Here is a 25,399-nt window from a genome sequence, read left to right as displayed (position 1 = left end):
CTTGCGCTCCATGGGGAGTGGCACGGACGCCTCAGGCTTCATCGTGCAGGTGTAGAGGCTAACGTCCTGAATTGTCCTGCCTGTTGTGTGGTGGGCTGGTGGACCTTCTGTGAAGTGTCCGATCTGGGTCATCTAGCGCCTCAGTAAGGGATTTGAGTCCTTAATTTGCTCACTCTTTGCGCTCGCATGGGGTGGGCAGAACCTTTCCGCTGCTAGTTTTCCGGTCTCTTTTGCTTGCTGGGGTGGGGACTGTAGTGAGAAGCAGGGGCGGGTATTTCTCGCAATTTTTTGGCCGGATTCGACGTGCGGGCAGAACCCGGGACACGGTGGCATTGGCCGCCTGTTTCGCGTTGGTTCTGACGCTGCTGTCCGGGGCGCCGGTGCTCGCTCAGGGGCACCATCTGCCCAAGCAGTGGTCGCCGCGGCCACTGGACAAGGCGCACTCGGTGCCGGGGCACGACGTCGAGCCGCATCAGGCCGTCGCGCCCTCCGGTGCTCGCGGGTCGTCTCCTGCCAAGTACCGGCCGCTGTCGGTGACCTGGCCGTCCGCGACCCGTGTCCAGGTCAACCCGGCGGCCGACAACAGCGCGCCCCCGCAGGCGCCCTCGCGGCAGTCGGTCACGCGGCTGCCCTACGCCGAGCCCGGCCCGGCCCACGCGGCCGGAACCCCGGTATGGGTCGGCCGCCCGGGCGCGCTGACCAAACAGCGCACGAACCAAGCCACCGGCACCACACCCACACCCACAGCCGTCACCGTTGCGGTCGCGGGCCGTACCGCCGCCCAGCGCGCCGGGGTCAATGGCGCCATGTTCTCCCTGACCGACAGCGCGCCGCGCCAGACGGGCGGCAAGGCCTCGGTCGGTCTGGACTACGCCGGTTTCGCCGACGCCTACGGCGGTGACTACGCGGCCCGCCTCCAGCTGGTCCAGCTGCCCGCCTGCGCCATGACGACGCCGCACTCCCCGGCATGCCGCACGTCCAAGCCCCTGCCTTTCCGCAACGACTTCGAGAACCACCGCCTGGTGGCCGACGTCGCGCTGCCCGGCGCCGCCACGACAGGCAGCGCCCAGCCCCTCGTGCTCGCCGCGACGGCCGGCCCCGCCGGAGCCGGCGGCACCTACGGCGCCACCGCGCTCTCCCCCTCCGGAAGCTGGAGCGCGGGCACCTCCTCCGGCGACTTCACCTGGACGTACCCGATCGGCGTGCCCCCGCCGCTGGGCGGTTCCGCACCCTCGGTGGCGCTGTCGTACGACTCCTCCAGCATCGACGGCCGTACCGCCGCGACCAACAACCAGGCCTCATGGATCGGCGACGGCTGGGACTACCAGCCCGGCTACGTCGAGCGCTCGTACAAGCCGTGCTCCAAGGACGGCCAGCCCAACACGGTCGGCGACAACTGCTGGGCGACCGACAACGCGACGCTGTCGCTCGGCGGTCGCACCGTCAAGCTTGTGAAGGACGACACCACCGGCATCTGGCGTGAGAGCGGCGACGACGGCTCACGGGTGGAGCGCCTCACCGGCGCGACGAACGGCGCCCAGAACGGCGAGTACTGGAAGGTCACCACGACCAACGGCACCCAGTACTACTTCGGCCTCAACCACGCGCCCGGCAGCACCACCACGCCCACCACCAACTCCACCTGGACCGCCCCGGTCTTCGGCAACAACACCGGGGAGCCCTGCCACGGGGACACGTTCGACACCTCCTGGTGCCAGCAGGCGTGGCACTGGTCCCTCGACTTCGTCGTGGACCCCAACCAGAACGTGACGACGTACACGTACAAGACCGAGTCCAACTACTACGCGCGCGGCACCTCCAACACCCTGACGCCCTACATCCGCGGCGGGTACCTCACCACCATCTCCTACGGGCAGCGGGTGCCGGACGCGGTCGCCGGGAGCAAGGCCGCCGCACAGATCATCTTCACCACGGCGGAGCGCTGTGTCTCCGACTCGACGTTCACCTGTCCCGACACGCCGCCCACCGCGAGCACCGCCACCCACTGGCCCGATGTGCCATTCGACCAGAACTGCGCCTCGACCGGCACGTGCTCCAACCACGCGCCATCGTTCTGGACCACCAGGCGGCTGGCGGCCATCACCACCCAGGTGCTGGTCGGCTCGGCGTACTCCCAGGCGGACACCTACGACCTCACCCACCAGTTCCCGGCCACGGGCGACACCAACAAGCCGGGCCTGTGGCTCGCGTCGATCACCCACACCGGCAAGGACGGCGGCACGCTCGGGCTGCCCGCCGTCACCTTCTACGGGACACGCCTGGCCAACCGGGTCGACACGACCACCGACAACATCCCGCCGATCAACCGCTACCGGGTCAAGGCGATCGTCACCGAAGCCGGCGCCCAGATCAATATCACCTACAAGTCGCCGGAGTGCGTCAAGGGCACCCACATGCCCGCTTCGCCCGACAGCAACACCATGGCCTGCTACCCCGTGTACTGGGTCCCGCAGGGCGCGAGCGACCCGACCCTGGACTGGTTCCACAAGCATGTGGTCGAACAGGTCACCGAGGTCGACAACTCCACGCTCGGCGCCGCCGCCAAGTCCACCTCGTACGAGTACCGGGGCGGCGCGGCCTGGCACCACGACGACGAAGAACTGATGGACCCCAAGAACCGCAGCTGGGGCCAGTTCCGCGGCTACGGCGAGGTCGTCACCCACACCGGCACCGCACCCCAGGTACTGACGCAGAGCTCCTCCCTCTACCTGCGCGGTATGAACGGGGACCTGAAGGCCGACGGTTCCCACAAGTCGGTCACCGTCACGGACTCCGCGGGCGTCTCGGTGACCGACGACGATCAGCTGGCCGGTGTCGTCCGTGAGAGCCGGGCCTACGACACGGCCGGCGGATCCATCCAGGAAGCCACTTTCCGTACCCCCTGGGAAGGCCGCGTCACCGCCACCCACAAACGGGCCGGTCTGCCCGACCTGACCGCCCGGCTCGGGGGCACCGCCAAGGTTCAGACGAGTGCGCTGCGCGCCGCCAAGACCTGGCGCACCTCGGAGATCGACACCTCGTACGACACGGACGGACGCGTCGTCGCGGTCGACGACAAGGGCGACGGCACCTCGGCGACGCCGGAAGTCTGCACGAAGACCAGCTACGCGCAGAACGCGACGCCCTGGGCCAACATGATGGCCTTCCCGTCCGAGGTCATCAAGATCGCCGGAAGCTGTGACAGCACGCCGAACGCGGACAACACGCTCGCGGACAACCGCAGCATGTACGACAACAAGCCGTTCGGCTACGTCCTGGGCACGGGCGACGCCACGTCCACCCAGGTCCTCGACCACTACGACAGTTCCGGCACCGCCCAGTTCAAGACGATCGGCACGAGCACCTACGACAGCTACGGCCGTGTGACGAGCGTGACCGACGCGCTCGGCGCCACCACGTCCACCGCCTACAGCCCGGCGACCGGCGTGCTGCCGACCTCCGCCACGAGCACTCAGCCGGTCGTGGCACCGGCCACCGCGGGCTGGAAGAGCACCACCACCTATGACCCGCTGCGGGCTGCCCCGCTGACCACGACCGACGCCAACGGCCGCATCACCGACCTGGCGTACGACCCGCTCGGCAGACTCGCGGCCGTCTGGCTGCCCGGCCGGCCCAAGGCGAGCAAGAGCGCCAACAAGCGCTTCACCTACGCGCTCAACAAGGGCACCCCGAGCGTCGTCACCAGCGAGACGCTCCGCGAGGACAACTCCTACACGATCGACTACAAGCTGTACGACGGGCTGCTGCGGCTGCGCCAGGAGCAGCAGAGCAGCGCTGACGGCGGGACCGGCCGGCTGGTGTCGGACACCTTCTACGACACCCATGGCTGGACGGTGAAGACCAACGCCCCCTACTACAACACCACCAACCCCACCCCCTCGCTGTTCGTTGTCAACGACGACCAGGTGCCGTCGCAGACCGGCACGTTCTACGACGGCATGGGCCGCCCCGTGGCGCAGACCCTCTCCAGCCTCGCCGTGGAACAGTGGCGCAGCAGCACCGCGTACCCCGGCGTCGACCGCGTCGACGTCACCCCGCCGCCCGGCGCCTCGGCGACCAGCACCCTCACCGACGCGCGCGGCCGCACGGTCGAGCTCCGCCAGTACCACGGAGGCACGCCCACCGGCCCGTCCGACGTCACGCGCTACCACTACGACGCCTCGGGCAACCAGGACCAGGTGACCGACAGCGCGGGCAACAAGTGGAGCACCACCTTCGACCAGCGCGGCCGCAGGGCCTCCTCCACGGACCCGGACACCGGCACGACCACCTACGGGTACGACGACCTCGACCGGCTCACCTCGGTCACGGACGCCCGCCACAAGACACTGGCGTTCACCTACGACGAACTGGGCCGCAAGACGGCCGAGTATGCCGGGTCGACGAGCGGTACGAAGCTGGCCTCGTGGACGTACGACACCCTGGCCAAGGGACAGCCGACATCGTCGACCCGCTACAGCAACGGCAACGCGTACACCAACGCGGTCACCGGTTACGACGTGGCGTACCGGCCCACGGGCAGCACGGTCACGATTCCGGCGGCCGAGGGCAAACTGGCCGGCACCTACACCACCACCGCGGCGTACACGCCGAACACCGGTCTGCTGGACACCGCCACCATGCCCGCCGCGGGAGGCCTGGCCGCCGAGCCCGTCTACTACTCCTACAACCTCGCCGGCAAGCCGATGCTGGTCGGTGGAGGAGCCGACTACATCAGCGGCATGTGGTACACGCCGTACGGCCAGGTCCAGCGCAGCCTCCTCGGCGACGTGCCCAAGCAGGTCTCTCAGACCAACAGCTACGACCCCGCCACCGGCCGGGTGCTCAAGTCGACACTCGACAAGGAGAACGGCACCACGCCGGTCGACGTCACCAGCTACACCTACACCCCGTCCGGCGCGGTCACCTCCGCCTCGGACGTCCAGGACACCGGCCAGACCGACACGCAGTGCTTCAGCTACGACTACCTGAACCGGCTCACCGAGGCGTGGACCGACAAGGGCGGCACCACCACGGAACCCGCCCCGAAGGCCGCGGGCATCGGCGGCTGCACCCACACCACGCCGAGCGCGGCCAACCTGGGCGGCCCGAACCCGTACTGGCAGTCCTACGGATACGACCTGACAGGCAACCGTACGAGCGAGGTCGACCACGACGTCACCGGTGACACGACGAAGGACGTCACCCACACGCAGGCCTACCCGGCGCCCGGCCAGCCGCACCCGCACGCCGTCCAGTCGATGACCGCCAGCAGCCCGGCCAAGGGCACCAGCACCGAGACCTTCGCCTACGACGAGGCGGGCAACACCACCGCCCACACCACAGTCGCGGGCACGCAGAACTTCACCTGGACCGACGAGGGCAAACTCGACACGGTCACCAAGACCCAGACGGAGAAGGGCACGGACTTCGTCTACGACGCGGACGGCAACCAGCTGCTGCGCCACGACCCGACGACGTCGACGCTGTACCTGCCGGGCACCGAGGTGGTCCTGAACAAGGACACCAACGCGACGAGCGCCACCCGCTACTACGGCGTCCCGGGCTCCCTGACCCTGGCCCGCACGAGCGACGGCCGCCTCACCTACCTGGCCTCCGACCCGCACGGCACGGACAACGTCGCCGTGGACTCGGCGACGCTCACGGTCCAGCGCAGGCCGACGGCCCCGTTCGGCCAGAACCGCGGCGGCCCGACTCCCGCCTCCTGGCCCGGCGACAAGGGCTTCGTGGGCGGGACCGTGGACACGGACACGGGTCTGACCAACCTGGGCGCCCGCGAGTACGACCCGAACCTGGGTCGCTTCCTGTCGGTGGACCCGGTCTTCGACGCGGCCGACCCCCAGGCGCTTAACGGCTACGCGTACGCGGACAACTCCCCGCTGAACAACGCGGACCCCACGGGACGGACGGTCTGCGACTTCAACCCGGAGAAGTGCGGCCGGGACTCCACGCCGGAGACGAAGAGCGAGGACGCGTACGCCACGTACACGGCCACGACCGGCACCGTGTACGACACCCGGCCCGCACCGCCCAAGAAGCCCAAGCACCACCACTGGTGGCAGAAGGTCTGGGACAAGATCGAGACGGTCGCCGTGGTCGTCGTGATCACGGTGGTGATCGTGGCGGTGGTCGCGGCCTGCGTCACCCCGGCAGGCGTCGCCTGCGCCGGAGTCATGATGGCGGCGGCCACCGGAGCCGCCGAAGGCGCCACATTCGGAGCGACAGCCGCAGCGGCCGGGGCCGTGATATCAGCGGGCGGCGAAGCCCTGGCGGCGGTGGGAGCCGGCGCGGCGGTGGTCGGCGCGGCGGCGAAGGTCGCCAAGGGCATCTCCAAGGCGGTCTCGAAGTCGGGGGCCGAGGGGGAGGCGGGGGCGGCGGCCGCCAAGGGCGAGGCCGCTGCCGGAGGTGAACTCGCCTCCGCAGGGCCCGGATGCAAGACGAACAGCTTCCCGGCCTCGACAACTGTCCTGATGGCCGGCGGCGCCGCCGTCCCGATCGACCAGGTCAAGGTCGGCGACACCGTCGAGGCCACGGACCCGCTGACGAACACGACCAAGCCGCAGAAGGTCACCCACGTGGAGGTGACGCTGACGGACAAGGACTTCACGGACACAACGGTCCGCACGGCCGAGGGCGACAAGGTCGTCACCTCGACCCAGCACCATCCGTACTGGGACGCGACGCGTAAGCAGTGGGTCGACGCGGTCGACCTCAAGCCCGGCGAGAAGCTCCGTGAACCCAGTGGCTCACTGCTCACGGTCGTCAAGAACCGTAATTACCGGCGGACGGTGACGACGTACAACCTTACTGTCGAGCGCATTCATACGTACTATGTACTCGCAGGCGCCACCCCAGTACTCGTTCACAACTGCAACGAGTCCATGGACTTCGTGCATGGGACGAGCTCAACTCATGCCGATAACATCGAGGCCAATGGACTGAGCGGCGATGCGGCCCGTGGGAATTCCCACGGTGGGGGCGTGGGGCAGCCCGGCAACCTATTCACTTATCGGGTGAGCCCTGGCGACTCGGATACCCTAAGCGCTGCTGCCACGTTCGGCGGAAGCCGTACAGCTACCGGTGACCGCCCGGCGATTCTCATCTTCCGTATGTGTAGATGCACGTATGACCGATTGACCGCAGAGGGGCATATAACGACCCGGGTCACCGATGAGGTGAGCGGGAGGCTTGAGCACATCTTCGGCCCAGAGGCGATGCCGCACTTGCAGCAGGTCTATCGCAGGGACCTATAGTCGTAGTGGATGGCTGCGAGAAAGATTGGCGGTGGCATGCAAGTGGTGGACCCCGCAGAGTACGACAAGGATATTCCGAGCGTTCAAGAGCGCTTGAAGCAATTTGAACGCGCCGTTGCGAATGTCCGTCGGACCCATGGTGGACGCTCGATGGAAGATATTCGGCAGGCACTCATGGAGGAATTTGATTCCATGGGCTTGGTGGTGTGGAGTGAAGTCGCGGATGATACGGCTCGTCGCATTGCTGACGGGTTGATGGGCGACGCGTAGAGCTGACCCCTAGCGGCTCCACTTGGTGATGACAGCAAATCTGAAGCTCCGTTGGTGTGACTGATGGGGCTTCAGTGTGCCGGCAAGCGACCAGGCCGCGACAAGACAGCGCAACGGATGACTAGAAGCGCGTCCGGCCCGAATGGCGAGCGTTCTGTCGCCTACATCCACGAAGACCGCGTTCCTCGTAAAGTAGCGGCGTCGTTCGAGCAGTTCTTGTCTCGCCTGGGCACCTGTAGTCCATCGATTGAGGAACGCGCCGTCTGCATACAGAAGGGCCCCTGCGGAGGACGGTGCGCCAGGCGGGTTCGAACAGCGTCTGCAGTCGATGCTCGCTGGTGGCAGCTAGGAACTCGCGCGCGCTCCGGCGACGAACAGGTCGTGTGGCTCGCAACCGGTCCTCGGCGCCGTGAACCAGTCGCGGCGATCGGTGTATTCGTGTCGGAGCGGGGCGGCTGGTCGGAGGGACTGTGCCGGAATTGTATTGGCAGCCAGGCAGAGTCGCGCATTCCGGGTTTTTTGGCTGTGAACGACTTTGCGAGCCGAAGGTGGTGCCTGATGAAATTTCGGACATCGTGAACGCGCTCGATGTGGTGACTTCCAAATTCAGGCGAGGGAAGGATATAGTCGCTCGGCGAGCCGACCTGATGCGAGACGGACGGTAATGAATTGAGTGTCTGTTCCGGGTGCATTGCCGTAGGTAGAAACCGTTGGGTTCCCTCGTGGGTGGCAGACTGATCTCATTCGCGGGGGCTACCCACTGTGGAGTCGTTCTCGATATGGAGTTGTGTTGAAGATCCGGATGTACACGATGCGGCAAGCAAGAAACGTATCGCTCTTCTTGGGTGGCGCACTGATCGCCGTAGCCGTGAGCCTGTCGTCTGTCCCGGCCCAGGTGTTCCTCGGGCTCCTAGCACTGTTCGTCGCCGTACGCTTCTTGTCGCTACCCTCTCAGATCTGGGTTCGCGTCGATGCCGAGGCCATAGCCTGGAAGACGCCGCGGAGCGGGTTGAAGAGCGGCCTCTCGCCCTCCGGATCCGTCCGTGTGGGGGACGTCGTCTCGGCGGCTGTGGTCAAGGACCAGGCGAACGTCCGAGTGTTCGGGGCGCGGAAGCAGGTTGAGATGCGGGGAGTGCGGCTGGGGCTGCGGTCCGGGGAGGGCATCGTGCTGCCGCTTCGGGTCGTTGCCACCAACGTGAGTGCCACCTCGCCGCTTCGGCTGCTGGTCGACGAACTGAAGCGCCAGCACCCGGAGTTGGCTTCGGGCCTGGCCGTACCGACCATGTGAGGTTGACGGAAGCATCCCGATCACTGGCGCGGCGAGATCGCATCTCGTAGGGGGACCTTCCGGGCGAGCTGCGCGGCGAACAAGCGTAGCGGTGGACTCCGTGGTGTTCACGGTCCAGTGTCTACCGACTACGCCGTTCACCGCCGGACAGCGCAGAACGTCAAGCTCTTCCCCGAGAGGTGGGGACGGAAAAGCCCGTAGGCGTGACCATGGATCTCTTCCGTGCCACGGCTTGGGAGGTCATGGGGCTTACCGCGTTACTGCTGCCGGAGGCCTCGGTACTCTGCGGTCGACGATGTTCTTGTCGAGGTTGAGGGTGTCATCGAACGACGGTTGCGAGCACCCGTCTCGGCCATGCCCTACGCAGCCCCCTGGGGTCGTTGGTTCCGGGACCGGCGCTGCTGGACTCGACAAAGCCTAGAACACACCCAGGTTCGTCGACTGGTGCCAAAGCTCCCTGCGTCGCATGGTGAACGGCTCCGCTCCGAGGGTGTTCGGGGCAGCGTTGACCGTTGCGGAACGTACGGCTGCCCACTGTCCGCGCCGGTGGCTACTCGACCCGGGGTAGCTGTCGGGTGAAGCCCGCCAGCGCGCTCCAGTCGTTCTTCCGAAGTGGCCGCGTTGCCGGCCGTACTGGTCGGCAACGGCAAGAAACGCTTGGCACGGCCCATCTGGCGGCCGAGGTCGACTTCGTCGCATTGCCCCACGCCTCCGCCCCCAACGTGGACCTGCCTGCGTAGGTAGAGGCGGTCGACCGCGTACTAGAGGCTGAGGCGGCTGCCCGCCTACCACCCGCCGGTGAGCCGAAGCCGGCTGGTGAGCTGGGCGGTCCCGTCGTTCACCCACTGGTCGAGCTCGCCGGTGGCGTCACTGCGGGCGATGAGGTGGTCGCGGCCCGGCTCGCGGAAGGCGCCGGGGGTGGTCTGCGTGTAGTTCCAGTCGTGGCTCAGAAGCTCCTTGGAGCGGAAGGTGCCGTCGGCGTTCGCCCTCCACAGGTACAGATCGGCCCGGCTGTCTTTGGCGATGAGGTCGGGTTTGCCGTCGCCGGTGAGGTCCGCGCCAGTGGTCTCGGTGAAGCTCCAGCCCCCGGTCAGCTGACGCGGACCACCGAAGGTGCCGTCGCCTCGGCCGGTCCACAGGTGGAGGTTGTTGGCGGTGTCCTTGGCGATGAGGTCGGGTTTGCCGTCGCCGGTGAAGTCGGCGGCGGTGGTCTCGGTGAAGCTCCAGCCGGTGGTGAGCTGGCGGGGGCGGTCGAAGGTGCCGTCGCCTCGGCCGGTCCACAGGTGGAGGTTGTTGGCGGTGTCCTTGGCGATGAGGTCGGGTTTGCCGTCGCCGGTGAAGTCGGCGGCGGTGGTCTCGGTGAAGCTCCAGCCCCCGGTCAGCTGACGCGGACCACCGAAGGTACCGTCACCGTGGCCCGGGGCGTCGATGTCCTGATTGCCGGGCCACAGGTACAGCGCCCCCTGGCTGTCCCGGGCGATGAGATCCGCGGTGCCGTCCCGGTTGAAGTCGGCAGCCGAGGTCTGGGAATAGCGCGGAGCAGGACGGGTGGCCGGGGCGGGGGCCAGTACGTCGGCCATCGCCTGGTTGCCGTTGTCGTTGAGGTGCAGCCGGTCGTCGCCGCGGGTGTAGTAGCCGGCGAAAAGCCGCGTGGGGTTGAGCGGGTCGCGCGTGGCCCGGTCGAAATCGACGTAACTGTCGATGTCCCGGGTCGTGCGGATGTAGCGGTTGTACTCCTGGCGCACCTGCTCCTTGGCCGCGCTGTAGTCCGGATTCCCCTCGAACGCGGGGAGGGTGGCGACGGTGAGAGTGCGGCCGGCGGCGTGCGCACGCTTCGCGAGGTCGCGGACCGCCGCCACGAGGGCCTCGCTGGTGGCCTCGTTGTACAGGACGTCGTTGACGCCGGAGTACAGGATCAGATGCGTGGCGTTGGGCTGCTCCAAGGCGTCGCGGTCGAAGCGGCGGACCAGCGCGGGCCCGTAGACGGCGCGGGTACCGGTGCTGTCGGTCAGCAGGCGGTTGCCAGAGATTCCGGCGTTGACGACGCCGCTGGGACGCCCTCCTTGTTGCAGCGCCCGGCTGTAGGCGTCGGTCCACCGCCGGTTCGTGTCGGGAGTGGTGTGCCCGCCGTCGGTCTGCGAGTCACCGATCGCCACGACGGTGCCACCGCCGGCACTGGCGGTCACGTCCAGCCCGCTGAGGTAGGCCCAGTGCGGGAAGCGCGCGGGAAAGCTCTTGGAGCCGCTCGCTGCGGCGAGGTCGGAGTCATCCCCCGGCGCCGACGCGTACGAAGTCGTCAGCGTGTACTGGTGGTACGGCGCGGTGGCCACCGGCTCGGGCAGGTACAGGCTGACGAGGAGGTTCTCGTCGGCCTTGACGGGAAAGTCCACGGGGTCGCTGTCGATGCTCTCGCCCGGTGCGATCACCGCTTGACGCGTACCGCCGAACGACAGGGACACGGGGGTGTCCTGGGCGGCTGCACCCTGGTCCTGGCGGGCGATCGTGGCGTGCCCGATTGTCACGGGTTCTGTGCTGAAGGTGTTGGCCAGATGGATGCGTGCGGAGCTGCCGGCGATGCTGGTGTGCACGACCATGCGGATCGTCTGCCGTCCGGTGACCTTGGACTCGGCGGAGGGGGCCGCCGTGCCGAGGGCCGTGCCCCAGGTACGGGTCCACTCGGCCGCCGCCGAGCGGGTGGCGGCGACGGGCGATGACGCCGGGGACCGCTGGGCGGCCGCCGCGGCGGAGGCGTCGACGGCGAACAGGGCGGCCGACAGCCCTGTCGCCACCATCACCGTCCCGCGTATGCGTGTCATCCCCCGGTACCTGCGCGGGCGGGAGGGCGTCATCGGTGGTTCTCCTCGTACGGGTTGCTGTGTCAGGCAGTGGTGGAGACGACCTGGCAGGGGTGGGCGCGGATGTACGCACACCCCTGCCGTCGGAACGGAAGTACGGCCGGCGTGTGGCAGCCTCGCCAGGGCTATCCGGTCATGAGCGCCCGTGCCGGGCAGGGACGCTGCCCGGCACGGGTGTATCGCTCGGTAGAGCCCAAGAGTTCGGGCGACGCGGAAGGGTCTTTGAGGCAGGAGGGGAAGAACTTCGGCCCTGATATTGCCGTTACCAGTTGTCGGTGAGTCGGAGGGGGTTGGTGAGCTGCGGGTTTGTGGTAATCCACTGGTTGAGGTCGCCAGTGGTGTCGCTGCGGGCGATGAGGTAGTCACGGCCCGGGCCGCGGAAGGGTCCTGCGGTGGTCTGGGTGCTGGCCCAGTTGCGGCTGAGGAGTTCCTTGCCGCGGAAGGTGCCGTCTCCCTTGCCCTTCCAGATCCAGAGGTCGCTTCGGCTGTCCTGGGCGACGAGGTCGGTTCTGCCGTCGCCGTTGAAGTCACCTGCAGTGGTCTGCGTGAAGTCCCATCCGCCGGTCAGGCGGCGGGCGCGGTCGAACGCACCGTTGCCCCGGCCTGTCCACAGCTGGAGGTTCTTGGCGGAGTCCTGGGCAATGAGGTCTATCTTGCCGTCGCCGTTGAAGTCGCCCGCGGTGGTCTGGGTGAACTTCCAGCCGCCGGTCAGGCGGCGGGCGCGGTCGAACGCACCGTTGCCCCGGCCTGTCCACAGCTGGAGGTTCTTGGCGGAGTCCTGGGCAATGAGGTCTATCTTGCCGTCGGCATTGAAGTCGCCGGTAGTGGTCTGAGTGAAGTTCCAGCCATCGGTCAGGCGGCGTACACGTCCGAAGGTTCCGTCGCCGCGCCTCGGGGCGTCGATGTCCTGGTTGCCGGGCCAGAGGTAGAGGGTGCCGCGGCTGTCGCGGGCGAGGAGGTCCGCGGTGCCGTCGCGGTCGAAGTCGGCCGCTCTCGTCTGGGTGAAGTGGGGGGCGGGGCGGGTGGCCGGGGCAGGCGCCAGGGTGTTGGCCATGGCCTGGTTGCCGTTGTCGTTCAGGTGGAGGCGGTCGTCGCCGCGGGTGTAGTAGCCGGCGAACAGGCGGGTGTGGTCCAAGGGATCACGGGTGGCCTGGTCGAAATCGGCATAGCTGTCGATGTCGCGGGTCGTGCGGATGTAGTCGTTGAACTCCTGACGGATCTGCTCCTTGGCCGCGGTGTAGTCGGGGTCACCCCTGAAGGGGGGGATGGTGGCGACGGTCACGGTCAGGCCTGCGGCGTGTGCGCGCTGGGCGAGGTCGTGAATGGCCTGGATGAGAGCCTGGCTGGTGGCGTTGTTGTAGAGGATGTCGTTGACGCCGGCGTAGATGATGACCTTTCGGACGCCGGGCTGGGCCAGGGCGTCGCGGTCGAACCGGTTGAGTACCGAGGGGCCGTAGGAGGCACGGGATCCCGTGCTGTCGGTGAGGAGCCGGTTGCCGGAGATCCCGGCGTTGACGATGCCGCTGGGGTGCGGGGATCTCTGCAGGGCCCGGCTGTAGTCGTTGATCCAGCGCCGATTGGTGTCGGGGGTGGTGTGGCCGCCGTCGGTCTGCGAGTCACCGATCGCCACGATCGTGCCGCCACCGGCGCCGGCGGTGACGTCCAGTCCGCTGAGGTAGGCCCAGTTGCCAAAGCGTGCGGGGAAGCTCGCACCGCTGCTGGCCGCGGCACGGTCAGCGGTGTCCCCCGGCGCCGACGCGTAGGACGTCGTCAGGGTGTACTCGTGGTACGGAGCCGCCGTGACCGGCTTGGGCAGGTAAAGAGTGACCAGGAGGTTCTCGTCGGCCTTGACCGGGAACGCCGCGGCATCGCTGTCGACGCCGGCGCCCGGCGCGATCTCGGTCTGGCGGGAACCGTTGAACGTCAGCGAGACGGGAGTGCCCAGGGCCGAGGCCCCCTTGTCCTGGCGGGCGATCGTGGCATGCCCGATCGTCACGGGCTCCGTGCTGAAGGTGTTGGCCAGGTGGATGCGAGCGGTCCTGCCGGCGATGCTGGTGTGCACCACCATGCGGATGGTCTGCCCTCCGGTGACCTTCGACTCGGCGGCGGGGCCCGCAGTGGCAAGGGCTGTACCCCAAGTCCGTGTCCACGCACCACTTGAGGACTGACCGGCAGCCGCGGATACCCTAACGGGCGCGTGCGGTCCGCCAGTTGTGGGCGGCCTCGTGGGAGAAGGCTGGCCGGCAGCCGCAGACGACCGTCCGGGCGAGGGCTGACCGGCGGTCACCGACGGTGCCGTGGGTGAGGGCTGTGCGTCGGGGGCGGCCGACTGCGCGGGGGAGGGCACTGCGTCGGGTGCGGACGGCCCCGCAGGTGACGGCTGTGCGGCTGCCTGGCTGGGCACGCCGAAGGCGAACAGCGCGGTGGACATTCCAGCGGTGTGCATGCCCACCATCGCCGCGCGCACACGTGTGCTGCGCCGGTCCCGGGGTTTGCGATGGGTGCCCATGAACAGTTCTCCTTTTGCGGGTTGAGACAGGTAACAAGTACTCGCCTCTCCAAGGCAGGAATGGGATGGATGGCCTGCGGCTCGGTGTGAGAGCCGCTACGACGCGAAGGTGCGCCTGCTCGGTGCGGCCGCGACGATGCCAAGGGCACAACGCGCCGCAGAACGACTGCAGCGCCAGAGCCGTGAGGGGTGTCCGTAAGGCACACGGACACCCCTGCTCCGCATCGGTCAGGGCATCTGATCCGTCGGTACGGGTGCTACTGCCCGGGTACGGTGGCGCTTCCGAAGGTGCCGTTGCCGTTGCCGGCCCACAGGCGCAACTCCCCGGCGGCGGTGCGAGCGACCAGGTCCGCCTTGCCGTCACCCGTGAAGTCGCCGGCCACCGTCTGCGTGAAGTTCCATCCGCTGGTGAGCGCCCGCGCGCTGCCGAAGGTGCCGTTGCCGTTTCCGGGCCACAGGCGCAGCTCGCCGGTGGAGGTGCGGGCGACCAGGTCGGCCTTGCCGTCGCCGGTGAAGTCGCCAGCGTTGGTCTGGGTGAACTCCCAGCCACTGGTCAGCTTGCGCGGAGCACCGAAGGCACCGCTGCCGTTGCCGGGCCACAGGCGCAGCTCGCCGGTGGAGGTGCGGGCGACCAGGTCGGCCTTGCCGTCGCCGGTGAAGTCACCGGCGGTGGTCTGGGTGAACTCCCACCCGCTGGTCAGCTTCTTCGGCGAGCTGTACGTACCGCTGCTGCTGCCGGTCCACAGGAACAGGTCGCCGCCGGCGTTCGTGGCGACCAGATCTGCCAGACGGTCACCGGTGAAGTCGTCGGCGGTGGTCTGGCCGAAGCCCCATCCGCCGGTCAGCTGTCTGGCGGAGGCGAACAAGCCGTTGCGGGCGCCGCTGCGGACGCTCAGCGTCTTGTCCGCGGCGACGGTGAACAGGTCGGTGACTGCGTCACCGTTGTCGTCACCGGCGACCGTAATGGCCGGGGCCGCGGCCGCATCCCGGAATACCACGGTGCTCACCCACGCCGCGAGGTCGTCGAGGCGGGCGTCGAGTGCGCTGGTGCGCTTCTCGTTCTCGTCGGTTCCCAGGCAGCCGCCCTGCCAGGAACGGATGTTGAGAGCGACGATCTCCGCACCGGCACCGGTCCCACGCAATGCGGGAGCGCCGGCGTCACCCTGGCAGATCACCGCGTTGTCGGAGCCGTTCAGCCCCACGGAGGCAGGGTCGGTGTAGGCGACGGTGAAGACGGAGGTGTGGAGCTTGTTGGGCACCCATTCGGTCTTGGTCCGCCCGTACCCGGCGACCTGCAACTGCTCACCTTCCGCCGCGGCCCTGGCGGCGACCTTGACCGGCTTGGCCGCGCTCTCCGGGACGCGCTGGGCGAGCTTGACCATCACCACATCACGGTCGGGGCGCGGGACCAGTTCGACGGCCTCCTGCACACTGCCGGTCGCCTGAGCCAGGTCGGTACGGCCCACGGTGACGGTGGTCTTGACCTCGGGCTTGCCGGCCAGAACCGGCTTGCCGCCGTCACTGAAGCAGGTCGCGGCGGTGATGACCCACTGGGCGTCGACCAGGGCGCCGGAACAGGCGGCCCGGTCGCCGATGTTCAGCTTCGCGGTAAATGCATATGTGCCGTCGGCGGCGTCGGCACCCGCGATTGCGGTGGCGGCGGAGGCATTGAGGAGACCAGCAGCCATGCCGGCGGCGAGCAGGGCAGTGGTCCACGCAGCGCGTGAACTCTTGGAAGACATGCGGGATTCCTAACAGGTTCTTCTTCTCGGCACCCGAATGCCTTGAAGGGCAGCTGAGGTGCTGGCGCGGAGCAGGAGACGGTTCGTATGCGTCCCACGGGCGCGTGAGGTGGTCGGTCCTATGCGTGTGGCAGAGGAATGGTGGGTATGCGGCTGCTCAGCCGGTGATACGTAGTTCGACGAGCGTGGAACGCTTGGCACCTGAGGGGACATCGCCCTCACCCACCGGCTTGAAATCGTCTGCGGCTACGTCGATGGTCTTGGTCAGCCCATCGGCAGTGAGGTTGGCACTAATGGGGTGGTCCGCAGTCTCCAGCGAAGTGACCCGCGGGAGTTCAAGCGCGAGGAATCCAGATTTGCTGCTGGCTGTGAAGCAGTACAACGGTGCTCTGCCGGTGGTCTGGTCGGCAACGCTCCTGACCTTGATCTGCGGGGCGGATGCGTTGCAGTCGGCGAGCAGGAGGTGCCCGTCGCCCTTGATGAGTTTGATGCCCTTCTCGGCGAGGACCTTCGCCGCGTCCGGGTAGGCGAACCGCTCGACGGACGAAGGCGGAGTTTCGGTATCGGCCGCGTTTGACCTCGGCGCCGAGGACGTGGCCGAGGCAAGAGACGGCAAGGCGAGGAGTGCCATCGTGCAGGCGGCTCCGCCTATGAGCAGTTTACGGATGAGAGAAGTCACCGATGTCCTTTCGGGCAGGGGTGAGCGCGCTCTCGCACCCCCCTGGCGCATGTAATAAAAAAGTAAACCCCCTGGGAAGGAGGGTACCCGGCACTCCGTGCCTCCGGTTATCAGTCCGCCATCCCCCCTGGCGTGATGTGTGTCACGCGACCTTGAGCGGAGTGACTTTGATGAACCATCAAATATATTTCCCGCCAACTCGGCCTGCCCGCCCTGTCGGGCATCTCTGGGTAAGGTGAAGAGGTTGTAAAGGGAACCGGTTATGCTCACGGCTCCGAACCCCGACAGTCGGCAACTACGCGTGTCGGTAAGAGAAGTGAGTGTGTTTTGAGACAAAGACTTCATGCCCCAGTCGGCGGAGGGCAGGTGCGGCACGCGATACGTGCGTTGTGCTTGAGCCTGCTGCCCCTGGCCCTCGTGATGGGTCTGCTCGGATCCGCCCCCGCCGCGGCAGACGAGGGTGGTGTAAGCGCGAACACTCCGAGCGCTGTTCCGCCCACCGACCGGGGCCGTGTCCTGGAGCTGTGGAAGAGCGGTGGCCCCGGTATCAAGGCCTATGCGGAAGTGGCCCTGACCGGCAGCGATGACGATGTCAAGCACTTCCTGGACGTGGTGGCCGTACCCACCGCCTTGCAGGACGACCAGCTCGCCGTCACGCAGATCGCCAGTGTCGGGGGCCGCAGTTTGCAGGATGCCGTCCGGAAGGTCCTGGACGGAAGCGACGCCGAGCTGAGGGCCTTTCTCAGGGATGGCTGGAAGGCGCCCCTGGAGCAGGACCAGCGTGTCCGGGTCACACAGATCGTCAGCACGGGCGGCAATGAGGTCAAGGAGGCCGGCCGGGCCGCTCTCAACGGCACCGCCGCTGACATCAAGGCCTTCCTCGACCGTGGGCAGTACGAGCAGCAGGAACAGGACGACCGCGTTCAGCTCACCCAGATCGTGAGCACGGGCGGCCCCAACGTCCGCAAGGCGGGTCGGCTCGCCGTCAGTGGCAGCGCTGCCGACGTCCGTGAGTTCTTGCAGGTGGGACAGTATGTCGCCCGTGCCCGCGACCAGGAGTACGCCACGGTCGCGCAGCTCGCTGCCCAAGCCACCGAGGCAGGCCGACAGGCGGCGGCAGAGACCGCGTCCGCCAAGGCCACCTCGGCGGTCGCCGTAGCAGCCGCGCAAATGGCCAAGGAGGCGGCAAAGAAGGCCGCCGCCGAGACGGCAGGGGCCGCAAGCGACTCCCGTACGGCTGCGCTCGCCGCACGCCGGGCGGCGACTGCGGCCAGCCAGGCGGCCGCCGCAGCTCAGCAGGCCATTGCTGCGGCCCGTGCCGCGAATAATTCTGCCCGCATTGCCGCGAACGCGGCCAATCAGGCGGCGGCAGCTGCCGCCGGAGCCGCACGGGCGGCAGCGGACGCTCAGACTGCCGCAGCCCATGCCTCGATCAACGCCGACAATGCGGCATCGTCGCGCAAGGCAGCCGAAAACGCCCGTAATGCGGCCAAGGGTGCCCGGGAGGCGGCCGATGCTGCTGGCCAGGCCGGTGTCGCTGCCTCCGCGGCGGGAGACGCGGCACGAGCCGCAGCCGGCGCGGGTGCCGACGCGGACAACGCAGCCGACTCCGCCAGCCAGGCCAGCAACTTGGCAGACCGAGCCGGTGCTCACTCCAGTGAAGCCGCGTCTGCGGCCGCCTCGGCCAAGCGCCACGCCAAAGAAGCCACTCGTGCCGCCAACGCTGCTGAGAGCCTTTCCCGTGAAGCGGCCTCAGCGGCGCGCGAGTCCCGTGACGCAGCCAACTCTGCAGCTACACACGCAGAAAACGCAGCCGCCGCCGCTGAAGAGGCGGCAGCACACGCTGGGGAAGCCTCCACAGCGGCCACCAAGTCCACTGCCCACGCCAAGGCAGCCAAGGCAGCGGCAGACGAAGCCACTGCAGCAGTAGCCAAGGCGAGATCCGTGCACGCACTGGCACGCAAGGTGGATGCAGAGGAACTGACTGTTCGCATCAATGGCGGAATTGCCCAGGCGCAGGACCTCAAGGACCGAGCCGACCAGCGGGCTCTTGACCAGGTAGCCGCCAGCAGGCAGGCCAAAGAAGTCGATACCGCAGCACAGGCGCTGGCAACCACAGCGGCGCAGGCCGGTGCCGACACCAAAGCCATCGCTGCCCAGGGCCGCAACGTTGCTTTCCAGACGCTGAAGTCTGCCGCCCCGTGGAGCCGTGCCGCCGCCGAGGCAGCCCTTGCCAGTGCAGACGCGGGCATCATTGGATATGTGCGTACTGGCCGCCGAGAGGCCAAGGAACAAGACGACCGGACCCAGGTCGAGGATCTGGCGGCCAGCGCCGACTCCGTGCAGGTCCGCGCTGGAGCGGAGGAAGCGCTCAAGGGTGACGCCTCAAAGATCGCCACGTTCTTGAGCACAGGCCAGTACCAGGTCATGGCTGCTGACCTGCGCCTCTACATCACCCAGCTGATTTCAACAGGCGGCCCCGTCACCAAGGACACCGGCAGGGCAGCACTCAACTCCGAAAACGTCGAGACGTATCGAGACTTTCTGAACAGTGGCCAATATGCCGCCCGTACGGAAGACGAACGCGTCCGCGCCACCCAACTCGTCAGCGTTGGTGGCCCCGAACTCAAGGCGGCCGCCCGCATCGCGCTCGAAGGCCCAGACGATCTCCTCCATAATTTCATCCAGAGCGGGCAATACAAGGCTCAGCGCAAGGATCAGCTGGAGGCCGCTCACGTGGCGCAGGTGGAGCAGCTGATAGCGGAAGCCGCCCGAGTCGCTGCCAACGCACAGAAGGATGCTGCTGAAGCGAACGAGGCCGCAGCGAATGCACGTAGGGCTTCTGTCGAAGCAGACGAGTACGCCAAGCAGGCCAAGGACTCAGCCAGGGAAGCGGACGGCTTCGCCAAGCAGGCTCAGCTGTCAGCCAAGGAAGCTGAGACCTCAGCCGCCAACGCCGCCGCATCCGCCGCTACCGCTCGCCAGGCCGAAGCTGATGCCCGGGAGGCGGCGACGCGAGCAGTCAACTCTGCGGCGGACGCGCAGCGGTCGGCGAACTGGGCGCGCAGTTCAGCCGACGTCGCCTGGGGTGCTGCCAATAAGGCACGAGCTGCTGCTACGGCGGCCGGCAAAGACGCTGTAGCGGCCCATCAGGCAGAGGTGGAGGCCTTTCTCGTCGCTGTTACTAAACAGCGTGCCGAAGAGGAACAACGCCGGCAGGCGCTTGACGCCTGGGATAAGGACTACGGCGCGGACGAACCTACCAGCGACGGCGGAGGAGGCCGGTGGAAGTGGGTTCCGGGTTGGATGAAGCACGCAGCAAATACCATAGGGAACTACAGTGAGGCGATTCTCACCAACTCTGATGTTTGGACCGGAGCTGGTGAATCAGCGCTCGGCGTTGTGATGATGCTTGGTGGCGCGAGTGGCGATGTCGGTGGAGGTGCCATCTGCCTTACAGGCGTCGGCTGTCTTGTTGGGGCCCCCGCTATTGCTGCCTCTACCGGACTTATCGTGGGCGGCGGGTACACCACTGCTGACGGCGTCGACCGGTTCAGTGATGGGCTTGGGACGGCGCTTCGCGAGGCAGAGAACACTCCGACGGGCGCGGCGGACGAATGGCTGAGCCAAGGTGCTCGAGACAAGGTACCCGACTCCCTGAAGCAGTATGAAGCCCGCAATAGGAAAGGTATCGGAGTTCGGTGGAATGACGGCAAGGGAAATGGGGTTCGCATCGACAAGGGTGAGCCCAGCAACCCCCAGCCTTACCAGCAGGTGGATCATGTCGTGATTAACTCTGGTGGTAAAATCATCGGTAGGGATGGGAAGCCCATCACTGGATCAATCAAGGAAAACCCTCGTGAAGCCCACATTCCGCTCGAAGAGTGGAGCAAATGGAAATCATGGAACCACCCGTGAACAAACCGTCCGTATATGTGAGGCTGCCGGAGATGAGAGCGGAAGTTATCTCGGCTGTCCGTGCACTCTCTGACCCCGAGCATCAACAGCGAGTATGGGTTGAGCGGAAGTATCCTAGGCCGGGCTATTTCGAGGATCTCACCCTTAACGTGAACATTCTCGATGACGCTGGGGTGCTTGACAACCCTCACGCGGCTATCGGCTACACGTTGGCCTCGGAAGATGAGGCTCAATCAATGGTGCGACTGGGGGCATGCCTTGATGCAGCCCTATCCGGCACGGGAAGAGATGCGCCCGACGAGACAATCTTGGCATCTCCTTTGTGGGGGAAGGTTGTCATGGCTGCGCATAATGCTCTTGAGTCGTTGACTCGGCAAAAATAGATAAATAGGAGTGGCCCGGGCATTCTCGTTCCGGGCCACTCCTATTTGTGAATGGTCGGGGTGGTGGCAGCGGGTTGGTCGGCAGTGGTTTGTGACGCGGTGGGTGTTTGCTGAGCTGCCTGTTTACCGTGCTGCGGTCTGGATCTTGGCTGTCATGATGTGACTAATTTGCCGTCATAGCCTGAAAGTTAGGCGTAGCACACCTGTTGCTGGCTGTCGTGGGGATGCCCGTTCCTGTGCTCTGGATCGGCGCGACGGGGTGTGCTGGCGGGTATGACAGGTCGCTTACCGTCGTCGTGGGTCCCGCTCCTTGTATCTTCGCCGTCTTCGTCGTCCGCACCGGGTAGGCCGTCCGCGACCGGGCATAGCCTGCCGCTTGCCTCGCGGTCGCAAGACCGCAGGTTAGCCCGGCAGGTGGTGGTACAGCGCCCGCTCACGCTGGATGAGGGGGCACGCTGACGTCGGTGCATGTGCCATTCGACGGGGCCGCCGGGATTGTGATGGTCCCAGCGGCCGGAGCGGGGGGTCAGCGGGAGGCCGGGGCGAGGGCGGCCTTGTGGCTGTCGCGGTGCCCGCTCTGAGATTCCTGAACGCTGGTAAGCCTGACTCGCGTGCCGGTTGCTGACCGCGGCGATCCCGCTCGCAGGTTCCGGCGAAGCTGGTGGGATCCGATTTTGTTGAGCGTTCGCCGCGCCGATCCCGCTGGTTAGTGCCTCGTCAGGCAGCGTTCATCTCCTCTGAGGTCGACTGATGGTGGTCAGAGGGCCACATCCTGTGGCCGTGGGAGCGGAACTGTGGTGGCCAGTACTCCCATAGGGTGCTTGGGTGTTCAATTGGCTCGAGATCAGCGTCTTGCCACCAGGCCCCCGATGGGTTGCCAAGATGTCTTTCCGGATCGATGGCGAGGAAGTGCTGGCAGCCGCGATCGGAGAGGGAGGCCGCGGCCCGTTTGCCGAGGAGGCATTGCCGGTCGATGGCCAGTATCCCCTCTGGGCAACCGGCGAGGGACGACGTGTAGCGCTGGGTGAGCCCGAGTGCACGGGTGGATGCTGTGGCTACCTGTCCGTGTTCGTACAGCGTCACGGCGGGATTGTGGAGTGGTCCGACTGGCAGGTGCCCGTGAACGAGGCGCGCCCTCAGCCGCAGCGCCAACCGGGCCGACGCCGTGAAGCGCCCGCCAGGACTCCGCCAGGCGCTCGCGGACATCCGCCAGGCCGGATCTGTCCCGGCGGAGGCTGGCGGGCCTCTCCGGCGGGCTCTCCGGCGGGCGCCTGGGAGCTGTTGCGTGGGTTGGGCTGTCGGCGCGACAGGTCTCCCGCGACCTGCGGCGCGCCCGGCTGACCCCCGTGGCGGAGTCCAACGTGACAGCCGACAGGTCATGGGCGGGGGTTGACGAGCTTGGCGAACGCGTAGATAGCGCCCGCGGTGGCGGCCAGTGCGCCGACGGCTTGGAGAGCGGGAATGGCTGCGGGGTGTTCGAGCAGGACGTAAAAGGCGAACGCGGCGGCCAGGGTGAGAACTCCGGCCACCAGGGCCTGGATCTGGCGGCGCAGTGGGGATTTTGGTGGGTTTGTCGTGGTGGGTTCGGTGCTGCTGTGTCAGTGATCTGACGGGTGTTTGTGCTGGTGGGAGTGCGGCCTGCTGCTGACGGTGGGTGCGGGGTTCGCGCTGTCGTTTTTGCAGATTGTGCTGCCCAGTCGGGTGCCGGGTGCTATCACAACGGGGTGTTTGTGCAGGTCAGTGGGGTGTCTGGCGGTCGGGTGTCCCGTCTCAAGCGATCTGGTTCCTGTCTCAGTTGATCTGGCCCGATTTGCTCAGCGTCTCAGTTGATCTGGTCCGTGGGCGGGGAAGCCGGGTCAGCTGTATCTCGCTGTACGTGGCGGGATCCGCGCTTGATGGGTTGTCGCTGGTGGATGCGATGATCGCCGTTGCTGGCGTGATCACGCTGGTTTCACGACTCGGGGATGGCTCGTATGGACACGTGGCAAGAGCTTTCAGTGCTGGTGGAGGAGCGGCTGAAGGCGACGCCGGCCGGCGAACGCGGCGTGTTCACTGCCGGTGTCGCGGAACGGCTCATGAGCTGGCACGAGGCCCTTCCCGAGGACGAACAAGCGCCGTTCACCGTCGGCCTTCGCCCCCTGTTGAACTCTGTATGGGAGGGCGTCCTCGGCGACACAACGGCCTTCTCAGCAGTGAAGTGTGGTGTCGCCGAGTACATGCTCAGCGAGTACTGCCACAACGACGGCCAGGACGGGCCCGATGATGCGGACGAGTCGGCCGCGACGGCGACGTTGTATGCCGCGCACGCCTACCTGTTCGGCTGCTACGACTTCGCCAATTGGACCAGCCGCCGGGCGGTGGAAGCCGTTGATCAACATCTGGAGTACCTCGCCGAGCAGGAAGAAGACGAGCTCGTCCCTGATTCCGACGAAGCTCTAACCTCTGAGTTGCAGCGGCAGTTGCGGGATCTCGACCTCATCGCGAACTACTCGAAAGAGCTTCGCTACTCCAGCACGGGACTGCCCATCGACACCTCGATCTGCCTCCGCGTGGAGCTTCGGGCTCCTCTCTCCAGCCCGGCGTGAGTGTCCGAGAGGTCGGACGTCTCGTCTCCTCCGGGCTGAGCGGCTGCTGGACGAACACGATGCCGACGTGTCCTACGGAACGGTTCACCGCTACATGTCCAGCTACCCGCTCAAGAACCGGGGCACCATGACCAGCCACCCCCGGAGCACGTCCGGCGACCCCTTGACCGAATCCCAACAGGCCCTCCATCTCGGCGTGTTCAAGCACTACCAGGGTGTCGTGACCGCCGTTCGCAGGGAGCCGGCCAGGCATGGTCTCGACGGCACCTTCGCCACGACTACCGCCTTCATCCTCGGCCTGGACGCCAGCACCTCCGGGAGCATGCTCACCGGCTTCCGGGAATGGCTCGCCGTCCGACTCGACGTGACCACAACCTGACCTGGCCGGCTCTGGTCCGCCACCTCGCCCCCAGCGGCTGGATCCACCCACTCACGCCCCAGGCCGACACCGAGGCCGTCATCGCTCTCCATCGACTCCTCGCCGAGTTCTTCGACGCGCGAGAGCAGCCGGACAGCCTCGCCAGGATCTTCAGGGACCACCAGTCGTGGCTGACCACCCGGCCCTGGTCCCAGTTCGAAACCGCACCACTGGACCAGATCAACTGAGACAACACCCAGCGTCCAACCGCCCGAGACCAGATCACCTGAGATTCTCGTCCTATCGGCGTCTCAATCGATCTGGTCGCCGCAGGTCACAGCCCTACCCGCAGACCAGATCATTTGAGACGGGACAGGGCTGTCCCTTGTCATCCAGTCGAGTCGTTTGACAACGAACCCAGCCGTTTCGACTTCTTCGACAGCGAACCTAGTCGTGCGGGGCAAGCACGCTGAGGGTTGTGTGGCCGTACCGGCTGGGACGGACGGGTCCGCGCCGTACGTCGAGGTGTCGTGCGTGGATGCCGCAGGCAGGCGTTGGCGGCGTCCCCTGATGGACTGTGCGATGGTCAGGTTCGAAGACGTGGTGCCGGTACGGCCATTTCGGTGGTCGGGAGGTTCGCGCCATTTCCCGGGCTGGTTACTGGTCGGCGACGACCGGGCAGCACGTCGGCTGCAACGACGGCGGCGGAACCTACACCTACTACCCTGTGATGCAGGGCTACGCCAGCGGCATCGGCTGGGGCCCCAAGACCCGCTCCGACAACGACCTGCGCAAGGGGTGCGGAACCAGGGCTCCGAACCCCTGAGAGGAGACGGCATGGGCGAAGGCGAACAGGTCCCCAAGCGGTACTCACCTGAGGGCACCCCCCTGGGCCGCAGCGCGGACAACAACTCGGCCGGCCCCAGCTACGCCACCGAGACCGCCCGCGCCGTCCGACTGTGGTGGCGGATCAGGGATCTGCTGCACTGGCCGGTCAAGAACAGCCAGCGCTGACGCACTAGCCAGAGCCGTAACCCAGCCGATTCACCGGAGATTCCTACGGGCTGGTGGATGGTGCTGAACAGGATGGCCCAGGCGCGTTTCGAACGGTGTGGCCCTGTCTGCTTCCGCAGATAGAGCCACCCTTGGGCGCAGTCCTGTGGGGGACTCCCCGGCCCCTCCCGAGGGTGGGGGCACCAGGGGAACGGCGGCAGGTGCAGGCAAGGGAGCCTCCCCTCCAGCGGGCATTGGGAAGTTTCGAGCTCATGGGCGCACCCGCGCGAACAGGACGATGGACGCCTGGTGGACACGCTCGCGTCATTGCCCTCGGGGGCCTGGCCACTTGATCCGCCTCCGCCCGTAGGCCTGATGGCGCAGTGGGTGCGGAATGCGCCGTTGCTGACTGCCTGGCCCCGCTGGTGACCGACGCATGCCTCGGAGGCATGTACCTGGGGCTTTGCCCTGATGGCGGCCGGGAGCGAGCAAGGAGGGGCTGTTCGCTCCGAGGTGGGCGAAGACCAGATCTGCCCGGTGTGCCC

General features: G+C 67.0%; 15 protein-coding genes. 9 read left to right on the top strand and 6 right to left on the bottom strand.

Annotation, left to right across the window (positions count from 1 at the left end; genetic code table 11):
- Positions 1-350: 350 nt before the first annotated feature.
- From ABZ404_RS21135 to ABZ404_RS21125, 3 genes are all read left to right on the top strand, one after another.
- Entirely contained in the window at positions 351-7,274 is a 6,924-nt protein-coding gene (locus ABZ404_RS21135) for an RHS repeat-associated core domain-containing protein (protein ID WP_358830986.1), read from the top strand.
- 9 nt (positions 7,275-7,283) lie between these two features.
- Complete coding sequence (locus tag ABZ404_RS21130) at positions 7,284-7,544, top strand: hypothetical protein (RefSeq protein ID WP_358830987.1); 261 nt, start codon at positions 7,284-7,286, stop codon at positions 7,542-7,544.
- A 790-nt stretch (positions 7,545-8,334) separates the two neighbouring features.
- Positions 8,335-8,832, top strand: coding sequence for a hypothetical protein (locus ABZ404_RS21125; RefSeq protein WP_358830988.1), 498 nt, complete (start codon positions 8,335-8,337; stop codon positions 8,830-8,832).
- 785 nt (positions 8,833-9,617) lie between these two features.
- Here ABZ404_RS21125 and ABZ404_RS21120 read toward each other — a convergent pair.
- The 4 genes from ABZ404_RS21120 to ABZ404_RS21105 all read right to left on the bottom strand — a co-directional run bounded on the left by ABZ404_RS21120 (position 9,618) and on the right by ABZ404_RS21105 (position 16,617).
- On the bottom strand, positions 9,618-11,648 hold the full coding sequence (locus ABZ404_RS21120) for an FG-GAP-like repeat-containing protein (RefSeq protein WP_358990675.1): 2,031 nt from the start codon (positions 11,646-11,648) through the stop codon (positions 9,618-9,620).
- A 301-nt stretch (positions 11,649-11,949) separates the two neighbouring features.
- Positions 11,950-13,749 carry an FG-GAP-like repeat-containing protein gene (locus tag ABZ404_RS21115; protein ID WP_358990673.1) on the bottom strand — a complete coding sequence of 600 codons (1,800 nt, stop codon included), beginning with the start codon at positions 13,747-13,749 and terminating at the stop codon, positions 11,950-11,952.
- Positions 13,750-14,453: 704 nt separating this feature from the next.
- Positions 14,454-15,938 carry an FG-GAP-like repeat-containing protein gene (locus ABZ404_RS21110; protein WP_358830992.1) on the bottom strand — a complete coding sequence of 495 codons (1,485 nt, stop codon included), beginning with the start codon at positions 15,936-15,938 and terminating at the stop codon, positions 14,454-14,456.
- A gap of 157 nt (positions 15,939-16,095) precedes the next feature.
- Positions 16,096-16,617 (bottom strand): hypothetical protein, encoded by a 522-nt coding sequence (locus ABZ404_RS21105; protein WP_358830993.1) that lies wholly within the window; start codon positions 16,615-16,617, stop codon positions 16,096-16,098.
- Between the two features lie 393 nt (positions 16,618-17,010).
- On the opposite strand from ABZ404_RS21105, the gene ABZ404_RS21100 reads away from it, so the two are divergent.
- Entirely contained in the window at positions 17,011-20,535 is a 3,525-nt protein-coding gene (locus tag ABZ404_RS21100; protein ID WP_358830994.1) for an ALF repeat-containing protein, read from the top strand.
- Positions 20,511-20,918, top strand: coding sequence for a hypothetical protein (locus ABZ404_RS21095; protein WP_358830995.1), 408 nt, complete (start codon positions 20,511-20,513; stop codon positions 20,916-20,918). Before ABZ404_RS21100 ends, ABZ404_RS21095 begins: the two co-directional genes overlap by 25 nt.
- A 717-nt stretch (positions 20,919-21,635) precedes the next feature.
- Here the strand turns inward: ABZ404_RS21095 and ABZ404_RS21090 are convergent.
- Together ABZ404_RS21090 and ABZ404_RS21085 are read right to left on the bottom strand one after the other, a co-directional pair.
- Positions 21,636-22,001 (bottom strand): hypothetical protein, encoded by a 366-nt coding sequence (locus ABZ404_RS21090; RefSeq protein ID WP_358830996.1) that lies wholly within the window; start codon positions 21,999-22,001, stop codon positions 21,636-21,638.
- Positions 22,002-22,294: 293 nt separating this feature from the next.
- Positions 22,295-22,447: a hypothetical protein gene (locus ABZ404_RS21085; RefSeq protein ID WP_358830997.1), complete on the bottom strand. Its 153-nt coding sequence runs from the start codon at positions 22,445-22,447 to the stop codon at positions 22,295-22,297.
- 444 nt (positions 22,448-22,891) lie between these two features.
- Here ABZ404_RS21085 and ABZ404_RS21080 point away from each other — a divergent pair, with 444 nt between their 5' ends.
- The 4 genes from ABZ404_RS21080 to ABZ404_RS21065 all read left to right on the top strand — a co-directional run bounded on the left by ABZ404_RS21080 (position 22,892) and on the right by ABZ404_RS21065 (position 24,875).
- Positions 22,892-23,503: a hypothetical protein gene (locus ABZ404_RS21080; RefSeq protein ID WP_358830998.1), complete on the top strand. Its 612-nt coding sequence runs from the start codon at positions 22,892-22,894 to the stop codon at positions 23,501-23,503.
- Between the two features lie 67 nt (positions 23,504-23,570).
- Positions 23,571-23,882, top strand: coding sequence for a hypothetical protein (locus ABZ404_RS21075; RefSeq protein WP_358830999.1), 312 nt, complete (start codon positions 23,571-23,573; stop codon positions 23,880-23,882).
- Positions 23,846-24,109, top strand: a complete 264-nt coding sequence (locus ABZ404_RS21070) for a hypothetical protein (RefSeq protein WP_358831000.1) — start codon at positions 23,846-23,848, stop codon at positions 24,107-24,109. Before ABZ404_RS21075 ends, ABZ404_RS21070 begins: the two co-directional genes overlap by 37 nt.
- A gap of 589 nt (positions 24,110-24,698) precedes the next feature.
- Entirely contained in the window at positions 24,699-24,875 is a 177-nt protein-coding gene (locus ABZ404_RS21065) for a hypothetical protein (RefSeq protein ID WP_358831001.1), read from the top strand.
- Positions 24,876-25,399 lie beyond the last annotated feature (524 nt).

Origin of the sequence: Streptomyces sp. NPDC005878 (genome assembly GCF_040629815.1) — a bacterium.
Classification (GTDB): Bacteria; Actinomycetota; Actinomycetes; order Streptomycetales; family Streptomycetaceae; genus Streptomyces.
Note: the sequence above shows the minus strand (reverse complement) of the source record. Positions and strands in the feature narration are given on the sequence as shown.